17 protein-coding genes and 1 tRNA gene are annotated in these 20423 nt (G+C 67.6%); 9 read left to right on the top strand and 9 right to left on the bottom strand.

Translation table 11 applies throughout. The annotated features are described in order from the left end of the window. The first annotated feature begins 164 nt into the window (after window positions 1-164). The 3 genes from earP (at window position 165) to HGB41_RS03450 (ending at window position 3776) form a co-directional block, all read left to right on the top strand. The gene (gene earP, locus HGB41_RS03460; protein WP_171081081.1) at window positions 165-1355 is read left to right on the top strand and encodes an elongation factor P maturation arginine rhamnosyltransferase EarP; all 1191 of its coding nucleotides are present in this window, start codon (window positions 165-167) and stop codon (window positions 1353-1355) included. Between the two features lie 109 nt (window positions 1356-1464). Next, the gene (locus tag HGB41_RS03455) at window positions 1465-2040 is read left to right on the top strand and encodes an elongation factor P (RefSeq protein ID WP_171081079.1); all 576 of its coding nucleotides are present in this window, start codon (window positions 1465-1467) and stop codon (window positions 2038-2040) included. A 125-nt stretch (window positions 2041-2165) separates the two neighbouring features. After that, window positions 2166-3776: an amidase gene (locus tag HGB41_RS03450; RefSeq protein ID WP_229422700.1), complete on the top strand. Its 1611-nt coding sequence runs from the start codon at window positions 2166-2168 to the stop codon at window positions 3774-3776. Between the two features lie 24 nt (window positions 3777-3800). Here the strand turns inward: HGB41_RS03450 and HGB41_RS03445 are convergent, their stop codons facing one another. From HGB41_RS03445 to HGB41_RS03405, 9 genes are all read right to left on the bottom strand, one after another. Further along, on the bottom strand, window positions 3801-4334 hold the full coding sequence (locus HGB41_RS03445; RefSeq protein WP_371868432.1) for a TssQ family T6SS-associated lipoprotein: 534 nt from the start codon (window positions 4332-4334) through the stop codon (window positions 3801-3803). Then, entirely contained in the window at window positions 4331-5485 is a 1155-nt protein-coding gene (locus tag HGB41_RS03440; RefSeq protein WP_171081077.1) for a serine/threonine-protein kinase, read from the bottom strand. The genes HGB41_RS03445 and HGB41_RS03440 overlap by 4 nt, the downstream gene beginning before the upstream one ends. A gap of 190 nt (window positions 5486-5675) precedes the next feature. Then, on the bottom strand, window positions 5676-7085 hold the full coding sequence (gene dbpA / locus HGB41_RS03435; RefSeq protein ID WP_171081075.1) for an ATP-dependent RNA helicase DbpA: 1410 nt from the start codon (window positions 7083-7085) through the stop codon (window positions 5676-5678). 40 nt (window positions 7086-7125) lie between these two features. Next, window positions 7126-7368 (bottom strand): hypothetical protein, encoded by a 243-nt coding sequence (locus HGB41_RS03430; protein ID WP_171081073.1) that lies wholly within the window; start codon window positions 7366-7368, stop codon window positions 7126-7128. A gap of 75 nt (window positions 7369-7443) precedes the next feature. Continuing rightward, window positions 7444-7520: transfer RNA gene (locus tag HGB41_RS03425), tRNA-Met, on the bottom strand. Window positions 7521-7626: 106 nt separating this feature from the next. Next, window positions 7627-8772, bottom strand: coding sequence for a methyltransferase (locus tag HGB41_RS03420; RefSeq protein ID WP_171081072.1), 1146 nt, complete (start codon window positions 8770-8772; stop codon window positions 7627-7629). A gap of 10 nt (window positions 8773-8782) precedes the next feature. Next, a complete protein-coding gene (locus HGB41_RS03415; RefSeq protein WP_171081070.1) occupies window positions 8783-8992 on the bottom strand; it encodes a hypothetical protein in 210 nt (69 codons plus the stop codon). Window positions 8993-9053: 61 nt separating this feature from the next. Next, the gene (locus tag HGB41_RS03410; RefSeq protein WP_171081068.1) at window positions 9054-12842 is read right to left on the bottom strand and encodes an AAA family ATPase; all 3789 of its coding nucleotides are present in this window, start codon (window positions 12840-12842) and stop codon (window positions 9054-9056) included. Continuing rightward, complete coding sequence (locus HGB41_RS03405) at window positions 12839-14092, bottom strand: exonuclease SbcCD subunit D C-terminal domain-containing protein (RefSeq protein WP_171081066.1); 1254 nt, start codon at window positions 14090-14092, stop codon at window positions 12839-12841. The genes HGB41_RS03410 and HGB41_RS03405 overlap by 4 nt, the downstream gene beginning before the upstream one ends. 112 nt (window positions 14093-14204) lie before the next feature. On the opposite strand from HGB41_RS03405, the gene HGB41_RS03400 reads away from it, so the two are divergent. The 6 genes from HGB41_RS03400 to yiaA all read left to right on the top strand — a co-directional run bounded on the left by HGB41_RS03400 (window position 14205) and on the right by yiaA (window position 20344). After that, window positions 14205-15446: a winged helix-turn-helix domain-containing protein gene (locus tag HGB41_RS03400; protein ID WP_171081064.1), complete on the top strand. Its 1242-nt coding sequence runs from the start codon at window positions 14205-14207 to the stop codon at window positions 15444-15446. Window positions 15447-15676: 230 nt separating this feature from the next. After that, the gene (locus tag HGB41_RS03395) at window positions 15677-16258 is read left to right on the top strand and encodes a hypothetical protein (RefSeq protein WP_171081063.1); all 582 of its coding nucleotides are present in this window, start codon (window positions 15677-15679) and stop codon (window positions 16256-16258) included. Between the two features lie 66 nt (window positions 16259-16324). Then, a complete protein-coding gene (locus HGB41_RS03390) occupies window positions 16325-19000 on the top strand; it encodes a DUF349 domain-containing protein (protein ID WP_171081061.1) in 2676 nt (891 codons plus the stop codon). After that, window positions 18997-19479 (top strand): molybdopterin synthase catalytic subunit MoaE, encoded by a 483-nt coding sequence (moaE, locus tag HGB41_RS03385; RefSeq protein ID WP_171081060.1) that lies wholly within the window; start codon window positions 18997-18999, stop codon window positions 19477-19479. Before HGB41_RS03390 ends, moaE begins: the two co-directional genes overlap by 4 nt. Continuing rightward, window positions 19476-19850, top strand: a complete 375-nt coding sequence (gene crcB / locus HGB41_RS03380) for a fluoride efflux transporter CrcB (protein ID WP_171081058.1) — start codon at window positions 19476-19478, stop codon at window positions 19848-19850. Before moaE ends, crcB begins: the two co-directional genes overlap by 4 nt. A gap of 74 nt (window positions 19851-19924) precedes the next feature. Next, on the top strand, window positions 19925-20344 hold the full coding sequence (gene yiaA / locus HGB41_RS03375) for an inner membrane protein YiaA (RefSeq protein WP_171081056.1): 420 nt from the start codon (window positions 19925-19927) through the stop codon (window positions 20342-20344). The last annotated feature ends 79 nt before the right edge of the window (window positions 20345-20423 follow it).

Genomic DNA, 20423 nt, shown 5'->3' with positions numbered 1-20423 from the left:
GCCGGTCTTCGACGGGTCGCACTTGCAAATGGCTGGGAAAGTCCTCCGGCACGACGCGGCGGTGCGGTGCTCGTCCGCAGGGCGCGGATAAACTTTTTGGCAGGAAAAGTCGCTAGTGAAATCAGTTAAAATACCGGGCTTCCCAGCGTCCACCTGCCTCCCGCATGAGCCTGCCTGCATTGCCAAACCATCCCACCCCGCCAGTCACGCTCGCGCTCTTCTGCAAAGTCGTCGACAACTTTGGCGATATCGGCATCTGCTGGCGCCTGGCGCGCCAGCTGGCGCATGAGCACCGTGTGCGCGTGACGCTGTGGGTCGACGACCTGCACAGCTTCCGCCGCATCTGTCCACCCGTCGACGTCGATGCAGCCGAACAGGAAGTGGCCGGCGTGCTGGTGCGCCACTGGCTTGGCCAGGAGGGAGAGTTCGCCCCGGCCGAGGTGGCCGACATCGTCATCGAATTCTTCGCCGTCGACCTTCCGCCAGGCTATGTTGCGGCCATGGCGCAGCGCAGCCCGCGGCCGGTGTGGTTCAACCTCGAGGGCTTGACCGCCGAAGAGTGGGTGGAGGGCTGCCACCGCCTGCCGTCGATGCATCCGCGCCTGAAGCTGACCAAGCATTTCTTCTTCCCCGGATTTACCCCGAAGACTGGCGGCCTGCTGCACGAAGCCAGGCTGGACGAGGAACGCATCGCCTTCCAGGGCGACCGTGAGGCGGTGGCGCGCTTCCTCTCGGGCTTCGGCCTTACCCCGCCCGAGCTGGAGGCGCTGAAGGTGTCGCTGTTCTGTTATCCGCATGCTCCGGTTGCCGAATTGCTGCAGGCTTGGTCGGCGGGGCAGGGGCCGGTCACTTGCCTGGTGCCGGAAGGCGTGGCCGCCGCGGCGGTCGGCGCTTTTATGGGTGCCGAAGCGCGCGCGGGCAGCGTCGCAACGCACGGTGCGTTGACAGTGCGCGTGTTGCCCTTCGTGCCGCAGCAGGACTACGACCGCCTGCTGTGGGCCTGCGACCTGAACTTCGTGCGTGGCGAAGATTCCTTCGTACGCGCGCAGTGGGCCGGCCGGCCTTTCATCTGGCACATTTATCCGCAGGACGACAAGCTGCACCACAAGAAACTGCGTGCTTTCCTGGAGCGCTATGCCGCACCGGAGGCGCTGGCCGCCTTTTCGCTGGGCTGGAATGGTGCAAGCGATATTGGGCCGATGCCGGTGGCGTGGCAGGACTTGCAAGCCGCGCTGCCGCAACTTGTCATTCGAGCAGGAGAATGGCGCCGGCAAGTGCTGGCGCATGGTGATTTGACGACGAACCTGCTGGAATTTGCCCGGACGTTGAGGTTGGGCGGGGAAAATCCGGTATAATGCGCGGTTAGTCTGTAACGAATATCACACGATCAAACGTAGCCTCCAAGCTGCTTCGCTCCTTGGCCACCGCTGATTTAATGCAACTTACTTTTTACGCAAAACTACTATGAAACCCGCTAAAGAAATTCGTGTTGGCAACATCATTATGGTCGAGGACAAGCCGTTCATCGTGCTGCGTTCGGACGTGAACGGTTCGAGCCGCACGGGCTTCACGTACAAGTGGAAGATGAAGAATCTCCTGACCAACGCGCCACTGGAAAACGTATTCCGCGGCGACGACAAGTTCGACGTGGTCGTGCTGGACAAGAAGCCGGTGACCTATTCGTACTTCGCCGATCCGCTGTATGTGTTCATGGACGCCGACTACGAACAGTTCGAAATCGAAGAAGAGAACCTGGGCGACGCGCTGCACTACCTGAAAGACGGCATGGAATGCGAAGCCGTGTTCTATGACGGCAAGGCCATCTCGGTCGAACTGCCGACCACCATCGCGCGCCAGGTCATCTACTCGGAGCCTGCAGTCAAGGGCAACACTTCGGGCAACGTCCTGAAGGAAGCCAAGATCGAGAACGCCATCGAAGCCCACCAGCACATCGTCATGGTGCCGCTGTTCGTGAGCCAGGATGACGTCATCGAGATCGACACCCGCACCAACGAATACAAGCGCGTCGTCCGCAACTAAGCTGACCGCCCTGTAAAGAAAGCGCTGCCCCCGGGCAGCGTTTTTTTTCGCCTGTACGGGCTGGCCTGGCGTCCGCACGCCCCTGCGCTGATATTCTATTGCTTTCAATAACAACAGGAGACGCGATGGACCGCAGGGATTTCGTACGACTCGGCATGGCAGCGGGCGCCGTTACCGGCGCCACCACCAGCTCCGCCGGCATCGCCGCCGGCGCGCAGGCGAAGGCGGGCGAGCGGGACGCCATCCTTGATCTTGGCGTGCGCGAGCAGCAGGACGCCATGGCGTCCGGCAAGCTCACGTCGAAGGCGCTGGTATCGCGCTACCTCGCGCGCATCGCCGCCGTCGACAAGGCCGGCCCGCGGCTGAATGCCGTCATCGAAACCAATCCCGACGCCCTTGCCATCGCAGCCGGGATGGACCGCGAGCGCGCCGCCGGAAAACTGCGCGGGCCGCTGCACGGGATCCCCGTCCTGCTGAAGGACAATATTGCGACCGGCGACCGGATGAGCACCAGTGCCGGTTCGCTCGCGCTCGACGGCGTGCGCGCCACCAAGGACGCGCACATTGCCGCGCTGCTGCGCACTGCCGGCGCGGTCATCATCGGCAAGACCAATTTGTCCGAATGGGCCAATATGCGCTCGACCAAGTCGGTCAGCGGCTGGAGCGGACGCGGCGGCCAGACCCGTAACCCGTACGCGCTCGACCGCAACACCAGCGGTTCCAGTTCCGGTTCCGGCGCCGCGGCCGCGGCCGGCCTGGCGACGCTGACGGTCGGCACAGAAACCGACGGGTCGATCGTGTCGCCTTCTTCTTCGTGCGGCATCGTCGGCTTCAAGCCGACCCTTGGCTTGCTCAGCCGCAGCGGCATCATCCCGATCGCCCACTCGCAGGACACGGCCGGCCCGATGACGCGCAGCGTCACCGATGCGGCCCTGATGCTGGCGGCGATGGCGGGGCCTGACGCGGCTGATCCGGCGACCCAGGACAGCAAAAACCGCATCGGCGACTACGCTGCAGCGCTGCGCAAGGACGGACTGAAAGGCAGGCGCATCGGAGTTGCCCGGAACTTCTTTGGCAGCAACGACGCGGTCGATGCGATCATCGAGAAAGAACTGGCGGTTCTGCGCGCGCAGGGCGCGCTGCTGGTGGACGTGAAACTGCCGAATACCGACAAATATGGCGACAGCGAACTGGAAGTGCTGCTCTACGAGTTCAAGCCCGGGCTGGCCGCCTGGCTGAAGGACTACGCGCCGCATGCGCCGGTCAAGAACATGGCGGACGTGATCGCGTTCAACGAAAAGAACGCCGCGCGCGAGATGCCGCATTTCAAACAGGAGCACCTGGTCGCATCGCAAGCAAAGCCGGGACTCGATGCGCGCGAATACCGCGAAGCGCTCGCCAACGACCTGCGCTATGCGCGCGATGAAGGGATCGACCAGGTGATGAAGGAGCACCGGCTGGATGCGCTGGTGGCGCCCACCGGCGGTCCGGCCTGGCTCACCGACTACATCAACGGCGACCATTACGGCGGCAGTTTCTCGACGCCGGCCGCGGTGGCGGGCTATCCCCATATCACGGTGCCGGCCGGGTTCACGCGTGGTTTGCCGGTCGGGATCAGTTTCGTAGGCGGCGCCTGGAGCGAGGCAGCGCTGATCGGCATGGCTTATGCCTACGAGCAGGCCTCTCAGCGGCGCCGTGCGCCCGTCTTCCCGGCCAGTATCAACGCGAGGCTGTAAGCCTGCGGCCGGCCTGGCCGCGCGCTAGCGGCCGGCGCCCTGTTTCGCCTTGGTGAACACCGGGCCCCACAGCGGGTGGCCATGTTCGCCCGGGGCAAGGTCGAAGGAGGGATCGATGCGCAGCGCGCGCTCGAAGGCCTGGCGGCAGGGCGCCGGGCGGGCAGTGACGCAATAGCTGAAGGCGGTGTACTTGAGCGCGCTGACGCGGTTGCGCACGGAGCCGCCGTTCATGTCGCCCGAGTTCAGGCGCTTGATGGCGGCGTTGTATTCGCCATCGTGGTACAGGGCGATTCCTTCGCGCAGCGCATTGTCGTCGCGGTCGGGCGCCGGCCGTTCCGCCCGCGGCGCTGGACGGTCGGGACGCTCGTTACGATCGGCGCGGTCGGCACGGTCGCTGCGGGCGCGCGAGCGTTCGTCCACGCGAGGGTGCGAGCGGCTCGAATCGCGTCCGCCCATCAGCGAATTCAGTTCCGCGCATCCGCCCAGCGCCAGAAGGGCCAGCAGTGCGCAGGCGCGCAGGCCCGCTTTCGGGACCTGCAAAGTCGCTCCGATGTTCACTCGGTATCCTCCTCGGTAAAGTCCAGTTCGATGACGGACGAGCCGCCCTTGACCGCATTCACCGTCACGAGGTGCTCGCGGAAGTTCGGGTTGGCGATGCGGATGGTGTGCTGGCCCGGCGCCAGGTGGAGGCGCTTGAGCGGCGGGCTGACACCGATGTGGGCACCGTTGACCTCGATCGATCCCCAGGGCTTGATCAGCAGCTTGTAGGTGCCGCCCGCTGCGGCAGCCGCCGCCTGGCGCTGGCGCGCGGCCTGGGTATCCGGCGGCAGCGTGACGATGGCGGGTGGTGGTGCAGTGGGTGGCTGAACCTGTCCCGGCTCGAGCGGCAAGGGCAAGCTTGCATCGGGAAGGGGCGTGGAGCCCGGCGCAGCTCCGACGGCCGCGGGGGCGGGCGCCGGCGGGATGGGTGTGGCAGGGGCTACCTGCACAGGGGCTTCGTCGGCCGGCAAGGCCAGGTTTACCGTATCGCGCGAATCGGCCTGGTGCAACAGGGCAAACAGGGCGCCGAGCGCAGCGAGCAGGACGGTTGCCGCGGCGACCAGCATCAGCCAGCGCTGCAAGCGTCCGCGCTCGGTGGCCGCGGCGGGCTTCTCAGGGAACGCGGGTTCCGGCTCGGCGGTGGCGGCCACGACCGGCTTGGCCGATGCTGCCTGAAAGGCCTCGAACGACTGCCCCGGCACGGCGGGGCCGAGCGGGACGATGCCGAGCAGGTTGCGCAGCTGTTCGATGGTCTGGGGGCGCTGCTGCGGATCGGGCGACAGGCAGCGGTCGACGGCGGCCAGGAAGCTGTCGCCATACTCGCCCGGCGCGCGTCCCAGCAGCGGTGCCGCTGGCGGGTTTTCCCGGCTGATGGCGTAGTGGACGACGGCTGCGAGGTCGTGCATGTCACCGGCTTCCGACCAGGGCGCGTCGCTCTCCGGCACCGGCAGCAGCATCGGGTCCCCGGAGTCGAGGATCAGCACGGTGTCGGGACTGATGGGGCGGTGCGGCATCTGCATTGCGTACTGCAGTTCGACCGATTGCAGGACCTGGCGGAAGACGCGCCGGCACCAGACCTCGTTAACGAGTTCCTGGTTGAACTCGACGACCTCGCGCACGGTCCGGCCTTCGGTCTGCTGTTGCTTGGTTACTGGTGTGCTCGTCATCATGGCATGTGACCTTGCCCTGACGCGGAACGAATCTGTGTCCTGGCTCGGTATTTGTATTTTGACAAATCATGCCAGATTTGACCCGCCCATGCTGCTGCTGAGCCAACCGTGCGGAGCTGTTACAACTCCGTTACAACTTCGGTTAAACACGGCGGCAAATGCGCGGGCCTGCCGCGCAGCCAGGCCTTGCTCAGACGTCGAGGAAGCGCATCTTGAAATAGCGCCCCTTGATGACGCCGAATTCGGGCCCGGGCGCGCCGCGGTCGTTCAGTTTCGCGATGGCGGCGTGCGCCATGTGGCGGTCGAGTGCGACATAGCTGTTGAACTCGGTCACGTTGATCTTGCCGACCTGTTCCTTGGTCAGGCCGGCGTCGCCGGTCAGTGCGCCGAGGATGTCGCCCGGACGCAGCTTGGCCTTCTTCCCGCCCAAAATGCACAGCGTGACCATCGGCGCCGGCGCAGCCGCTTCCAGGTGCTCGCCCAGCTCCTCGAGCTTGTGCCATTCGACGCTGACGCCCTGGTATTCCTCGACCAGGCGCACCCATTTCTTTTCGTTCGGCGCGGCCAGGGTCAGCGCCAGGCCGGACTCGCCGGCGCGCCCGGTGCGGCCAATGCGGTGCACGTGGACTTCCGGGTCTTTCGAGACGTCGGCATTGATCACGACATCGAGGTTGGCGATGTCGAGGCCGCGCGCGGCGACGTCGGTCGCCACCAGCACCGAGCAGCTGCGGTTGGCGAACAGCACCAGGATCTCGTCGCGCTCCTGTTGTTCCAGCTCGCCGTACAGCGCCAGCGCGGAGAAGCCCTGGGCGCGCAGGGTCTCGGCCAGCTCGCGGCAATGGATCTTGGTATTGCAGAAGGCGAGGGTGGACACCGGCTGGTAATGCTTGAGCAGGCGCGCGACGGCTTCGTCGCGGCCTTCGAAGCCGACCTCGTAGAAGCGCTGCTCGATCTGGGCGGCGCTGTGCAGGCTTTCGACGGCCACTTCGAGCGGATCGTTCAGGAACTTGGCGGTGGCGTAGCGGATGTCGTCCGGATAGGTCGCCGAGAACAGCAGCGTCTGGCGGCGTTCCGGGCAGGCGCTGACGATGCCGGCGATCTCGTCGTAGAAGCCCATGTCGGTCATGCGGTCGGCTTCGTCGAGCACCAGGGTCTGCACCTTGGACAGGTCGAGCGTGGCGCGGCCCAGGTGGTCGCGGATGCGGCCCGGCGTGCCGACCACGATATGGGCGCCGTGCTCGAGCGACGCGATCTGCGGACGCATGGCGACGCCGCCGGTCAGGGTCAGGATCTTGACGTTGCCGACGCCGCGCGCCAGGCGGCGCAGTTCATTGGCCACCTGGTCGGCCAGTTCGCGCGTCGGGCACATCACCAGTCCCTGGATGGCGAACCAGGCGGGATTGAGCTTGTGCAGCAGGCCGATGCCGAAGGCCGCGGTCTTGCCGCTGCCGGTCTTGGCCTGGGCGATCAGGTCGCGCCCTTCGAGCACCGGCGGCAGGCATTCGGCCTGGATCGGCGTCATCCCGTGGTAGCCCAGGGTGGCGAGGTTGGCGAGGAAGCGCGGCGCGAGCGGCAGCGAAGTAAACGGTTGGCTTTGCATGGTAGTCCGAGGATAGGTCGAGGGTAGACCGATGAGCGGACTACCGGGAGGCCGGCGCCCATACCGGCAAGCCGGTCAGGTCAAGATTGTCGTCACGGCGCCAGGCAGGCAGGCCGGAGGTGTCGGTGTCTTCCAGCAGGCCGAGTAAATCCAGCTGTTCCTGCTTCAGGGAGACGCGGCGCGGCCGGGGAGTGGCACGCTGCTGTTCGACAACGGGTGCAGGCGGGTCGACCGGCTCGAAGCCGGGCAAATCGATCGTCGCGTTGTCTTTCTTGTCTCTCATCGGCTTGTGCTGCGCTGCCTTTGTTGCCGCAGAAAACAAAAGCCCGGCTGCAAGAGTCGGGCTTCTGTAGATATTTGGTTGCGGGGACAGGATTTGAACCTGTGACCTTCGGGTTATGAGCCCGACGAGCTGCCAGACTGCTCCACCCCGCGGAACAGATTATAGCGGGGTTTGGACTCTCGCGCAAACTTTGCTTTTCCAGGGTTTGCCAGTCCCGTTTTTCTCCGGGCCTGCAACAGGCTGAAATAGCCGGGTCGGCTAGCCGGCGGCGCGCAGACGCCATAGCGAGGTGACTTCGCGCGAACGCGCCGCGTGCAGCGGATCGTCCGGGTCGCTCGCCTTCGCGTGGGTCGGGCGGATGTCATGGCGGGCCACGACTTCCAGCCCGGCGCCGGCTATCCAGCCAAGCAGCTGTTCGCGCGAACGCAGCCCGAGGTGCTCGGCCAGGTCCGACAGGACCAGCCAGCCTTCGCCGCCAGGTTCCAGGTGTTCCGCCAGGCCGCCCAGGAAGCCCTTGAGCATGCGGCTGTCCGGATCGTAGATCGCGTATTCAATGGCCGAACTGGGTTTGCCGGGCAGCCAGGGCGGATTGCAGACCACCAGCGGGGCACGACCCTCCGGGAACAGGTCGGCCTCATGGACCTCGACCTGGCTTGATAAGCCGAGGCGCGCGATATTCTCGCGCGCACACCCCAGGGCGCGCGCATCCATGTCGGTGGCCACGACGCGCTGCACGCCGCGGCGGGCCAGCACCGCCGACAGCACGCCGGTGCCGGCGCCGATGTCGAAGGCGAGCTTTGTCCCGTGGGGGGGAAGCGGGGCTTGCGCCACCAGCTCGACGTATTCGCCGCGCACTGGCGAGAACACGCCGTACCAAGGGTGGATGCTGGCATCCAGTGCAGGAATGCGCACGCCCTTGCGGCGCCACTCGTGGGCGCCGATCAGGCCAAGTAGTTCGCGCAGCGAGGCGACATAAGCTTCGCCTGCCGGCCCGTAGGCTTCATTGCAGGCATCGATCACGCCTGGTGCGCGGCGCAGCGGGATCGTGTGGCCGGCGTCGAAGGGAATCAGGAGCATGGCCAGGGTGCGGGCGCGCTGCAGCTGCTGCAGGCGGTGGCGGTGGAACAACTCGGTCGGCGTGGCCGCGGCCTTGCCCGGCTTCGGGCGCTTCGCGCGTTCGCTCTTGTGGTCGATCCGGCGCACCAGGGCATTGAGCAGCTGGCGCGCATTCTGGAAGTCGCCGCGCCAGAGCAGGGCGGTGCCATCCAGCGCCAGCCGGTAGGCCGTGTCGGCGTTCATGGTGTCGTCGGCAGCGACGACTTTTTTCGGCGCCGGCCAGCCGCTTTCGGAACGCCAGCGCGCCGAGTGCTCGGTGCCGCCCTCAAGCCATGTGATCTGGTTCATCGACGACCCATTAATGATGGTGGTGCCAGTTGCCGTCGCTTGATTCGATATAGGACTTCACCGTGTCCGGGTTGCCGGTGGCATGGCGCTTGACTTCGCCGCAGGCGCAGATGCCCTGGTAAGGCTGGATGTGCGAGCAGGCCGAGACCTTTTGCAGGAAGACCTTGACGGGTTTGGTGCACTTGGCGCACTTGAAAGTCAGGATACGTGCTGGCTTCATATTTGTTCGATCGTAAGTTTCAGGAAGAGCGGCATTCTACACCCGCCTGCAGGCCGGCCTGTCATGCGACCACGACCGCGCTGCTGCCTCCGCCAGCCGGCCGCACCAGCACCTTGGTGGCGATCCGCTCGGTCATTTCCTGCACGTGCGAGATCACGCCGACCTTGCGGCCCAGCGACTGCAGCGCGTCGAGGGCATCCATGGCGACGCCCAGGGTTTCGGTATCCAGGCTGCCGAAGCCTTCGTCGATGAACAGCGATTCGACCCGCACCCGGTTCGAGGACAGCGAGGCCAGGCCCAGGGCCAGCGCCAGCGACACCAGGAAGGATTCGCCGCCGGACAGGGAATTGACCGAGCGTACTTCGCCGCCCATGTCCTGGTCGCGCACCATCAGTGCCAGCGAGGGGGCGCCGGCGTGGGTGACGCGTTCGAGGCGGTAACGCCGCGCCAGTTGCCCGAGGTGGGCGTTGGCATAGCCGAGCAGCACGTCGAGCGTGAATTGCTGGGCGTAGTTGCGGAACTTCTTGCCGTCGCTCGAGCCGATCAGCTCGGCCAGCTTGCCCCAGCGCTGCTCCTGCGCCTGCTGGCGTTCGATCTCGTCCAGCATGGCTTGCGCCTGCAGGCGCCGGGCGTCGTCCTGCACCGATTTCATGCGCAGCTCGGTGGCCAGGTCGTGGGCGGCGCGGCGTTCGGCCGTGAGCGCTTCGACGGCGGCAGCCACCGTATCGGCTGACAGGCCGCTTTCCGGCAAGCCTTCGCGGTGCAGCGCGCGCTGGGCGCGGCGTTCGGCCAGCACGGCGGTCGCGCTGCCCACTTGCGCGTCCACGGCGCCCAGCGCAGCGCGTTCCTGCGCCAGCCAGGTGCCGCCCACGAGCAGCAGCCTGCCGAGCTCCGCGGCGTCCTCGACGGGAGCCAGGCCCAGGCCAAAGTGGTTACGGCGGTAGTCTTCCAGCCAGTCGGCCAGGGCGGTCGCGGCCCGCACACCGGCGCTGTCGAGTGCGGCGATGTGCTCGTTCAGCTGGACCAGTGCGGTGCGGGCGCTGGCCTCGCGCTGGGCCGTTTCGGCGGCGATCGCCTGGCGCGCGGCATGGTGGTTGCGCGCAGCGGCAAGCGCGGCGACCAGTTCACGCTCGACCTCGGCCACCGGCCGGCCCTCCCACAGGGCGAGGCGCTGCGCACGCTTGTCTTTTAGTTCGGTGTCGATGCGGTTGAACTCGGCGGCGACCCCCGCGCCGTGGCGGTCGGCCTGGGCGATTCGTTCCAGGGCGCCGGCGGCTTCGGCTTCCATTGTTGCGGCCGAGGCGGTGCTGCGGGTATGCAGCACGGTCTGCTCCTGCCATTGCGCGGCTTCCTGGCCGCGGTCGACACGCCAGGTGGCCGGGCTGCGCCTCCATGCGTCCTGCCAGCCGTCGCCGGAGGCGCCGGACAGCACCGGGTCGAGTTCGGCCAGCACGGTTGCCAGTTGGGCGGCGAGCGCTTCTTGTTGCACCGACATGGCACGCAGCTCAAGATGCAGGCGGGCGCCGGCCTCGCGCGCGCTGTCTGCAGCCTGGCGCAGGCGTGCCTGCTCCAGCTGGGCTTTGTCATAGGCGGCCTGGGCGGCATCGCGTGCTTGCGCCGCGCGGCGCAGGCCGGCCGCGCGCGCGTCGAGTCCAGCCAGTGCGCTGCGCAGGGCATCGCGTGACTCGGCAAACCACGCCATGCGCAGCTCATTGAATAAGTCAGCCCTGGACATGTCGGAGGCCGGGGCTTCGGCAGCCAGCGGCTGCGCATTCCACTCCGCTTCGAGTTCGCCGACCAGCTTGCCAAGGGTCGTGCGTTCGCGCTCCAGGGTGCCGAGACGTTCGCCGGCAGCCGCCAGCGTGGCGGTCTGGGTGGCCTGCACGGCTTCGTTGTCGCGCACGCGCTTGCGGCAGTCGAGGACTTCGCCGCGCAGGTTGGCCAGCATTGTGCGCAGCATGTCTTCGCGGCCATTGTCGCGATAGGGATGTTGGTGCGAACCGCAGACCGGGCAGGGGGTGTCGTCGTCGAGCGTGGCGCGTAGTTCTTCCACGCTCGATGCGCAGGCGAGTTCGGCCGCGCCCAGCGATTTCTCGGCCTGGTGCATCGCTGCCAGCAGGGCCGGCGCGGCAGTGCGCGCCTCGTCCAGAAGACGGCTGGCGCCGGCGCGCGCCGTGTCGACACGGTCCAGCTCGGCGGCGGCCTGGAGCAATTCCTGCCGCGTCGTGACGAGTGCGGTCCAGGCCTTTTCGCCGGCAGCAAGACGCTCGCGGCGCGCATCGAGCGCCTGGCGCTCGTCGTCCAGCGCCTGCGGATCGCTCGATTCGAGCGCCCCCATCGCGTCGCGGCGGGCGGCATCGAGCGTGCCCAGGCGGCTGGTAGCTTCGCCGAGTGCCAGCGTGGCGGCCTGCTCGTGCTGAGCGGCTTCGTGGGCCTGGCGGCTCGCGTTGGCCAGCGCCGATGCCGCGGCGGCTTCCGCCGACACCGACTGCGCGGCCTGGGCCAGCAGCTTGTCCCAGCGCGGCCACTGCACCGCCATCGGCTCCAGCCGCGCATGGGTCGACAGCCATGCCGCCGCGGTATCGCGCCCCTTGCGCGCGTTGTCGTGTTCCGCCGATTTTGCCGCGTGGGCCGCACGTGCCTGGCGCGCCTCGTTGCGCGCGGCTTCCAGCGCGCTTGCTGCCTGTCCGTGCGAGGGGGCCAGCGCCGCGATGGCGGCGTCCAGCGCCTTGGCGCCGTCGAGTTGCGGCGCCGCGGCGCGCAGGGCGTTGTCGGCGGCATCGACCCCGGCCAGCGCGGCATCGACGTCGAGTACGGCCTGGCGCCGCGCCTCCAGTGCGATCGCGAGGCCGGATTCGAGCTTGCCGCCCGATTCCACGGCCAGCTTGCGTTCGCCTTCGAGGCGGGTGACTTCGGCGACCATCGGCCGCGCCGGCTGTGCCGCATCGAGGGTGGCGAGGCGCTGGCGCCGTTCGGCAGCCTCGGCCTGCGCCGCCTGCGCCAGCGCCAGCGCTTCGGTGGCCTGGATTTCGCCACGCTCGAGCTTGGCCGCTTCGTGGTGCCAGCGCAGCTCGTGTTCGAGCGCCGAACGGCGTGCGTCGACGGCTTCCAGGGCCAGCTCGGCATTGACGCGGTCGGCATCGAGTTTGCTGCGGTCTTCCGCCGGCAGCGGGGCCTGGTTGGCCAGCTGCGCAGCGAGCATCCGGGTGCGTTCCTGCTCGGCGCGGTAGCGCTCGAAGGCGCGCTTCGAGATTTCGCTATAGATGGTGGTGCCGGTAAGCGTTTCGAGCAACTCGCCGCGCTCGTTCTCGTCGGTTTTCAGGAAGGCCGAAAACTCGTTCTGCGCCAGCAGCACGGCGCGCGTGAACTGTTCGAAGGACAGGCCGATGCGGCCGACGATCTCGGCGGCCACCTCGGTCTTGGTGCCGCCCAGCGGATCGAGTTCCGGCAGGCGGTGCAGGGTCATCTTGGACGGTTGCAGGGCGCCGCCCGGCTTGCCATATGCGCGCCGTACGCTCCAGCGCGCGCGGTAGCGCAGGTCGTCGTTGCCGGCGAAATCGACTTCGGCCCAGCCTTCGGCCGCGCCGCGCCGCAACAGGGTGCGCGGGTCGAGTGCAGAGATGGTGTCGCCGCCGACGTCGGGCAACTGGCTGCCGGCGCGCTTGAGCAGGCGCGGCGTGGCGTCGTAGAGCGCCAGGCACAGGGCGTCGAGCAGGGTGCTTTTTCCGGCTCCGGTAGGGCCGCTGATGGCAAACAGGCCAGCGGAGGCCAGCGGTTCGGTTTCGAAGTCGACCTGGAATTCGCCGGCCAGCGAGGCCAGGTTCTTGCCGCTGATGCGCAGGATCCTCATGCCGCGTCTCCGCCGAGGGCATGGGTGAGTTCGGCAAACGCCGCGAGCTGGTCGGGCGGCGCTTCGTCGCCGAAACGCTGGGCCCACAGGCGGCGGAAAATGTCGTCCGGCTGGAGCTGGGCCAGCTGGTCGAGGGTCAAGGCCTCAGATGCATTGTCGGGCGCGGCGTGGCGGCGGGTCGGTTCGATCTTGGCCAGGCGCACCGGCTTGCCGGCCAGCGCGGCTTCGATGCGCGAACGCAGGCCCGGCTCCGGGCCGTCGAGCAGGACGCGCACTTCGAGGAAGGGCTGGGCATGCGGCGGCGCATCGGGCAGGTCGAGTGCCTCCAGCAGGGCGAGTACTTCGTCGAGTGGCGCCGGCTTGGGCGGCACGCGCAGCAACTCCACCGCGCGCGGCACGAACAGCGGGGTCACCGAGGCGACCGCCGGCCCGTCGAGGTCGATGCGCAGCACCTGGTGCTGGTAGCCCACTTCGGAGAACGACAGGGGCAGCGGGCTGCCGGAATAGCGCCGGTGTTCGTGGCCGCCGACGCGCTGGGCCAGGTGCAGGTGGCCCAGCGCCACATAGGCGACCGCCGGGTCGAACATGGTTGCGGGCAAGGCTTCGGTGCCGCCGATGACGATGCGGCGCTCGGAATCCTGCGAAGCCTTTCCGTCCACCATGTGGCAATGGCCCATGGCGATGATGGCTTCGCCCGCCGCGCAGCGCGACTGGGCCAGTGCGAAGGCCTGGCGGTAGAGCAGGGCGGTGCCGTTCAGGTAGGGGTCGAGTGCCAGTGTGTCGTCTTCTGCCACCGCGCGCGGCACGTCGCCGGGACGCAGGAAGGGCACCGCCAGGCACCAGGCGCGCACGGCGCCGTCGCGGCCGCGCAGCGGCACCAGCAGGCGGTCGAGGTCGATGCCGCCCTCCGGTGTGCGGCCGACGTTGCCGACCACGATGGTGCCGTGCGCTTCGAGCAGCGGCGTCGGCGCTTCCAGCCGGCCCGGCGAATCGTGGTTGCCGGCAATGACAACCACCTGCAGGTGGGGCACCCTGGCCTTGGCCTGCTGCAGGAAACGGTAGAGCTGGCGGTGCGCGGCGGCCGACGGGTTGGCGTTGTCGAAGATGTCGCCGGCGATCAGCAGCACGTCGATCTCCTCGGCCACCAGGGTGGCGACGAGCCAGTCGAGGAAGCACCCATGCTCATGGGTCCGGTCGAAATTGTGCAGGGTCTGGCCAAGGTGCCAGTCGGAGGTGTGCAGCAGCCGCATGGTTAAAATGGAAAGTTCGAGGTTGGCGCCTACTATATCGCAGACTCGTCACCCGGCCCAAGGAATACTGTGTATTTTTACAGTAGTATTGATCTGTTATGAGAATAGTCAAATGAACCCGATCTCGCTGTCACCCGGCGCCGCCCGCGCCCTGCACCTTGCTGCCCAGGACATGCTGGCCCCGCGCCGCCGGCGCGCCGCCAAGGCCGACGTGCTGGCTGCGATCCGGCGCATGGGCATGTTGCAGATCGATACCATCAGCGTCGTCGCACGCAGCCCCTACCTGGTGCTGTGGAGCCGGCTGGGCGACTACCAGCCGGCCTGGCTGGACGAACTGCTGGCCGAAGGCAGCCTGTTCGAGTACTGGGCGCACGAGGCCTGCTTCCTGCCGATCGAGGACTATGGCCTGTACCGCCACCGCATGCTCGACCCGGAAGCAATGGGCTGGAAGTATTCGGCCACCTGGATGCGTGAACGCGCGGACCAGGTCGCGACGCTGCTGGAGCACGTGCGCGCCAATGGCCCGGTGCGCTCGTCGGATTTCGAGCGCAGCGAGGGCAAGGGCGCCGGCTGGTGGGAGTGGAAGCCGGAAAAGCGCAGCCTGGAAGTGCTGTTCACGGCCGGCCAGCTGATGATTGCGCGGCGCCACAACTTCCAGCGCATCTACGACCTGGCCGAGCGCGTGCACCCGGAATGGCACGACAGCCGCATGCCGGTCCTGGGCGAGGTCCGCCGCAGCTTCGTGTTGCAGGCGGTGCGCGCGCTCGGCGTGGCGAAGGCATCGTGGATTCCCGATTACCACCGGACCCGGCGCCCGCATCCCGACCCGGCGGCGCTGGCCGACGAAGGGCTACTGCTGCGCGCCCGCGTTGCCGGCTGGGACGAGCCGGTCTATATCCACCCCGACCACGCGGGGCTGGCGCAGCAGGCAGCCGCGGGCAAGCTGGCGCCGAGCCTGACGACCCTGCTGTCGCCCTTCGATCCGATCGTCTGGGACCGCCGCCGCGCGCTCGAACTGTTCGGGTTCGATTACCGCCTGGAATGCTATACGCCGGCGCACAAGCGCACCTACGGTTATTTCACGCTGCCCATCCTGCGCCGCGGCGCCCTGGTCGGCCGGGTCGATGCCAAGGCGCACCGCAAGGCCGGCGAGTTCGAGTTGCGCAGCATCGTGCTCGAGCCGGGCGTGCGCACCAGCGACCGGTTGGTGGACGACCTTGCGGCCGCGATACAAGCTTGTGCCCGTTGGCACGGCTGTCCGGAAGTGCGGATTACCCATGCCTTGCCGGCAGAGTTCGGTGTACGGCTGGGGGCCGCCCTGGCATCGCTGCAGGCGGTCCGAAACGTCGCTTGAGGCCGATCGTATTTGGACATCGCGACTACTAAAAAGTCTCCAAAGTCCACCGGTCCGGGTTTGCGCCATCTCAAACCCGGTGTGGGACATCTCTCTACACTACGAGATCCCACAGGCCAGCGATAACAAAAAATACTGCGCGCCTGCCACAAACAAAGCTTCCCCAGCGAACGCAATGCGGCCCCGAAGAGGACCACGTGCTGGCGGCGGCATTCTGAGAGGAGACCTGGATGTTAACGTCAACCTATACGCTGGTGGCCTTGTCGATCGAGCAGGCAAGCGCACGCATGGCCCTGCAATCGCTGCTGGAACGCTGGCACCCCGCCGCCTCGCAGTACGCCGCGCCCACGCCGCGCCAGTTCGAGCTGGCCCGCGACGCCTTGCGCGTGGCCTTCGATAATTGCTACTGGCGCAAGCTCGACAAGTTCGTGGTGCCGGCCCTGCGCCGCGCCGGCCTTGCCCCAGTGCTGCTTGCCGAGCTCGACGCGCTGACCATGGCGGCCATCGAGGCCAGGGCCGACGCCCATGCGGCGGCTGCCGTGCAGGACAAGTCGTTCGGCGCCGCCCTTGAGCGCTGCTGCACGCTGCTGCTTGAACGCCTCGACCGCGAAGAGCGCGAGCTGTTCCCGGTGGCCCGCGCCCATATTCCGAGCGAATCGTGGTTTGCAATTGCCAACAAGATGCTGGCCGATGACGCCTGGCAGCACGAGAACCGCAGCTATCCGCCCGCGCCGCTGCCGGGCAGCGCCGCCGCCCGGAATGCCATGAGGCAAAGCGCCTCGGCCGCAGCATCGCTGTACGTCACGCATTGAGCTGCTGCGGACGGGCGCCGCCTTGGTTCTTTGCTATGATGGGGGTTTTGGAAGTGCGATTTCATCATGTTCGAATTCCTGTTCAAACGGCAAGGTGGCGACAACCCGGCGCCCGGCACTTCCGCCGGGGAACCGGGCGGTAAGCCGGCCCAGCCCGGCCAGTCCGGCCGGTCCACCCCGCCGGGAGGGACCGCCGCTGCGCCGACGCCGCGCGAGCAGCAGGCCGAACAGCTCAAGCACCTGGACGGCGACGAAGAAGCCGCCGTCGCCTTCATCCTGTCTTCCGAATTTTCCGAACTGCGCCTGAGCGCGGCCGAGCTGGTCCACAGCCGGCCGCAGCTCGAACGCGTGCACGCCGCAATGCGCAACCTCGACCGGCGCGTCGCCAAGATGATGCAGCTGCGCCTCGACGCCATCCGCCACCACGAGTCGGAACTGCGGCGCGGGCAGGAAGCGCTGGCGCAGGCGCGTACGCTGCTGGGCGACGAGTTGCTGACCCCGAACCATGTTGCCGAGCTCGATCGCAAATGGGCGATCATCGTCGCCCCCGAACTGAATGCGGAATTCGATACCGTCCGTGCCGGACTGGGCAAGCGCCTGGAAGAGCAGGTGCAGTTGCAGCGCGCCATGATCGACCGCCTCGCCGCACTGCGCCGGCTGGAGTCGAGCGGGCTCGATGCCGCGGCCTTCGGCGAACGCCTGGAGGCGCTGGCGTGCGAGCAGGCCGAGGCGCTCGTCGCTCCCGGGCACAGCGCGCTGCCCCGTTCCCTGGTGGCCGATTTCGCCACCGAACACGCCCGCCTGGGCGCCAGCCTGGCCACGCTGGAGCAGGACCAGGCCGCCCTTGCCGCGCGCGAAGCTGCGCTGGCGCAGTGGCAAGCGCAACCGGCAACCGGACTGAAGGCGGATACGCTGCGCAAGGAGTGGCAGCGCCTGCCGGCCTTGCCGGCCGGTCCGCAGGCTGCCGAGCTGCAGCGCCGCTTCGACGAACTGCTGGCCAGCCTGCCGCAGGAAGTGCGCAAGCCTAAGGGCGCGCCGGGCCCGGCCGCATCCGCAGCCGAAGCGGCAGCGGTAACAGGGGAGCCTGCAAGCCCAGGCCAGCAAAAGTCCCAGAGCAAGGGAGCCGACCAGGACTTCCTCGGCCGCCTCGACGCCATGGAAGCGGCGCTGCAGCAAGGTTCCCTCGGTTCCGCCGCCGAACTCGACAAGTCGCTCAAGGACAGCAAGGACAAGGGCATGCGCTTGAGCCCGGCGCAGGCCGACCGCCTGGCCCACGTTCGTGCCGATCTCAAGCGCCTGTCGGACTGGGCACGCTGGGGTGGCAACGTGTCGCGCGAAGAACTGATCAAGGCGGTGGAAACCCTGGCGACCCAGAACCTCGCCATGAGCGAGCTGGCCAAGAAAGTCGGCAGCATGCGCGAACGCTGGAAGGCGCTCGACAGCCTGTCCGGCCCCGCGCCGCGCTCGCTGTGGGAACGCTTCGACAGCGCCTGCACCACCGCTTACGCTCCGGCCGCGGCCCATTTCCGCCACCTCGCCGACGAGCGCCACGCGAATGCCGCGCGCGGCCAGGCGCTGGTGGACGAAGCCCAGGGCGAGATCGCCCGGCTCGAATCCGGCGAAGCCGACTGGAAGCATGTGTCCGGCACGGTGCAACGCCTGCGCACCGCATGGAGCCACCTCGGCCCGGTCGACCGCAAGGAAAAGAAACGGCTCGACGGCCTGTTTTCAAGCGCCCTCAACACCCTCCAGCGCCCCCTCGAGCAGCAGCGCAAGGGCGAGATGGAAGTGCGGGAACAATTGATTGAAGAAGCGCTCGGGCTCGACCCGCACAACCGCCACGCCGTCGACCAGTTGCGCGACCTGCAACACCGCTGGCAGGAACACGCGCGCGCGTTGCCGCTCGAGCGCAAGGCCGAACAGGCGCTGTGGCAACGCTTCCGCGCCGCCTGCGATGCCCTGTTCGCCGGCCGCAAGGAACACGCACATGCTGCCGATAATGAGAGACGCACCCACGAAGCAGCCAAGGAAGCGCTGTGCGCCCGCCTCGAAGCGGCCGCGCCCGATGTCACTCCGGCCAGCGCCGGCAAGCTGCTGCGCGAGGCCGCCGCCGAGTGGCAGGCGATCGGCCCGGTGCCGCGCGCCCACGAAGCGCGCATCGACAAGCGCTACCACGCGGCCGTGGCGGCGGTGCAGCACCATGCCGACGTGGCGCGCCGCGCCGCCGGGCTGGCGCTGGCCGGCGCCGTGCGCGACAAGCTGCGCCTGATCCAGGCGCTCGAAGCCGCGCTGGTCAATCCGGATGCCCAAACCAACCCATCCGACTGGCGCGGGCGCTGGGATGCGCTGCTGCCGCTCGAGGGCGGCTATGAAACCATCCTGCGCACCCGCTTCGATGGGGCGCTCAGCGCGCTTGAGGGCGACCGCGCGGGCTACACGCGCCTGCTGGAATCCAACCGCGAGCGCCTGCAGCACGAGCTGTTGCGGCTCGAGATCGGCGCCGGCATCGACAGCGGCGCCGAGTTCGCGCGCGAGCGCCTCAAACTGCAGGTCGAGGTGCTGCAAAGCTCGCTCAAGTCGGGCAGCAAGACTGGAAGAGCCGCTGGCCAGAAGGGCGGCCAGGCGGAAGGCGGCCAGGCAGCGGAACTGCGCGCCTTGCTGGCACTGCCGGCGCTGGCCGATGCCCGCACCGAAACCCGCATCGAGCACCTGCTCATGCGCCATGCGAAGGATGGCCGATGACAGGGGCGCAGGCTTTGCCGGTCACCGACATCCGGGTACAGCAAGCGGATTTCGACCTGTCGCGCGAGGTCGCGCGCCTGCGCGAAGGTGACGGGCGGGTCGGGGCGGTGGTGAGTTTCGTCGGCACCGTACGCGACCTGAACGACGGCGCCTCGGTATCAAGGATGGAACTCGAACACTATCCCGGCATGACGGAGCGCGCGCTGGAAGACATCGTGGCCCAGGCGCGCGCGCGCTGGGCGTTGTTCGGGGTGCTGGTCATCCACCGCGTCGGTCCGCTGGCGCCGCTGGACCAGATCGTGCTGGTCGCCTGCGCCTCGGCGCACCGCGGCGAAGCGTTCGCGGCCTGCGAATTCATCATGGATTACCTCAAGACCGACGCCCCGTTCTGGAAGAAGGAGCAAATTCCGGAAGGCGCGCGCTGGGTCGATGCCCGCAGCAGCGACGATTCGGCCAAGGCGAAGTGGGTCGACCGTTGAGCTGGCTGGCAGTAGGTCTTGGTGCGGCGATCGGCGCCTGGCTGCGCTGGGGACTGGGCATCTGGCTCGGCAGCCTGCACGCGTTCGTCCAGGCCGGCACGCTGGCGGCCAACCTGGTCGGCGGCTATCTGGTCGGGCTGGCGCTCGGCTTCTTCACGGCCCATCCGCACTTGTCGCCCGAGTGGCGGCTGTTCGCGATTACCGGCTTCCTCGGTGGGCTGACTACCTTCTCCACCTTCTCGGGCGAATCGGTGGTGCTGCTCCAGCGCGGCGAGTATGGCTGGGCGCTGGCGCATACCGTGCTGCACCTGCTGGGGTCGATCTTGTTCTGCGTCGCAGGCTTTGCGACCTGGCGTGCCTTGCGCGCCTGAGGGGCTGCTCCGCGTCAACGTCAGTCTTGAAGGGCATGGCAGAGTTGTGACTGGACAATTATTTGGAGCCAGCCATGACTACTGCTCAACGACCAACCGGCGCCTTCGTCGGCGCTTCCTGGAGTGCGCTCCTGATCGGCGCCTGCACTTACCTGGCCGGCCTCTGGAATGCGACCATGCAGCTCAACGAAAAGGGCTACTACCTCACGCTGCTGCTGTACGGCCTGTTCGCGGCCATTTCGCTGCAGAAGACAGTGCGCGACCGCAGCGAAGGGATCGCCGTGACCAAGCTGTATGCCGGCCTGTGCTGGGTTTCCCTGATCTCGTCCGTGCTGCTGCTGTCCGTGGGCCTGTGGAATGCCACCCTGGCTCCCAGCGAAAAGGGTTTTTATGCCATGTCCTACCTGCTCAGTTTGTTCGCAGTGGTAGCGGTCCAGAAGAACGTGCGCGACCTGGCCGCGATCCCTGAAACGATGAAACCCGACCCCTCCTGAGCCCTCGTCGTACCCGGGCTGCACCCTGCGCATCTTGAAAAGCGTGCAGCCATCCCAACTTTGCTCCTCAGTTAATAAA

The sequence above is a fragment of the Telluria aromaticivorans genome (genome assembly GCF_013003915.1).
GTDB classification, from domain to species: Bacteria; Pseudomonadota; Gammaproteobacteria; order Burkholderiales; family Burkholderiaceae_D; genus Telluria; species Telluria aromaticivorans.
This window is presented reverse-complemented; position numbering and strand designations above follow the sequence as displayed.

Bases quoted from the DNA above. Each gene is read 5' to 3' on its own strand.
- earP (WP_171081081.1), top strand. From the start codon at position 165: ATGAGCCTGCCTGCATTGCCAAACCATCCCACCCCGCCAGTCACGCTC.
- HGB41_RS03455 (WP_171081079.1), top strand. From the start codon at position 1,465: ATGAAACCCGCTAAAGAAATTCGTGTTGGCAACATCATTATGGTCGAG.
- HGB41_RS03450 (WP_229422700.1), top strand. From the start codon at position 2,166: ATGGACCGCAGGGATTTCGTACGACTCGGCATGGCAGCGGGCGCCGTT.
- HGB41_RS03440 (WP_171081077.1), bottom strand. From the start codon at position 5,485: ATGATGACGAGCACACCAGTAACCAAGCAACAGCAGACCGAAGGCCGG.
- dbpA (WP_171081075.1), bottom strand. From the start codon at position 7,085: ATGCAAAGCCAACCGTTTACTTCGCTGCCGCTCGCGCCGCGCTTCCTC.
- HGB41_RS03430 (WP_171081073.1), bottom strand. From the start codon at position 7,368: ATGAGAGACAAGAAAGACAACGCGACGATCGATTTGCCCGGCTTCGAG.
- HGB41_RS03420 (WP_171081072.1), bottom strand. From the start codon at position 8,772: ATGAACCAGATCACATGGCTTGAGGGCGGCACCGAGCACTCGGCGCGC.
- HGB41_RS03415 (WP_171081070.1), bottom strand. From the start codon at position 8,992: ATGAAGCCAGCACGTATCCTGACTTTCAAGTGCGCCAAGTGCACCAAA.
- HGB41_RS03410 (WP_171081068.1), bottom strand. From the start codon at position 12,842: ATGAGGATCCTGCGCATCAGCGGCAAGAACCTGGCCTCGCTGGCCGGC.
- HGB41_RS03405 (WP_171081066.1), bottom strand. From the start codon at position 14,092: ATGCGGCTGCTGCACACCTCCGACTGGCACCTTGGCCAGACCCTGCAC.
- HGB41_RS03400 (WP_171081064.1), top strand. From the start codon at position 14,205: ATGAACCCGATCTCGCTGTCACCCGGCGCCGCCCGCGCCCTGCACCTT.
- HGB41_RS03395 (WP_171081063.1), top strand. From the start codon at position 15,677: ATGTTAACGTCAACCTATACGCTGGTGGCCTTGTCGATCGAGCAGGCA.
- HGB41_RS03390 (WP_171081061.1), top strand. From the start codon at position 16,325: ATGTTCGAATTCCTGTTCAAACGGCAAGGTGGCGACAACCCGGCGCCC.
- moaE (WP_171081060.1), top strand. From the start codon at position 18,997: ATGACAGGGGCGCAGGCTTTGCCGGTCACCGACATCCGGGTACAGCAA.
- yiaA (WP_171081056.1), top strand. From the start codon at position 19,925: ATGACTACTGCTCAACGACCAACCGGCGCCTTCGTCGGCGCTTCCTGG.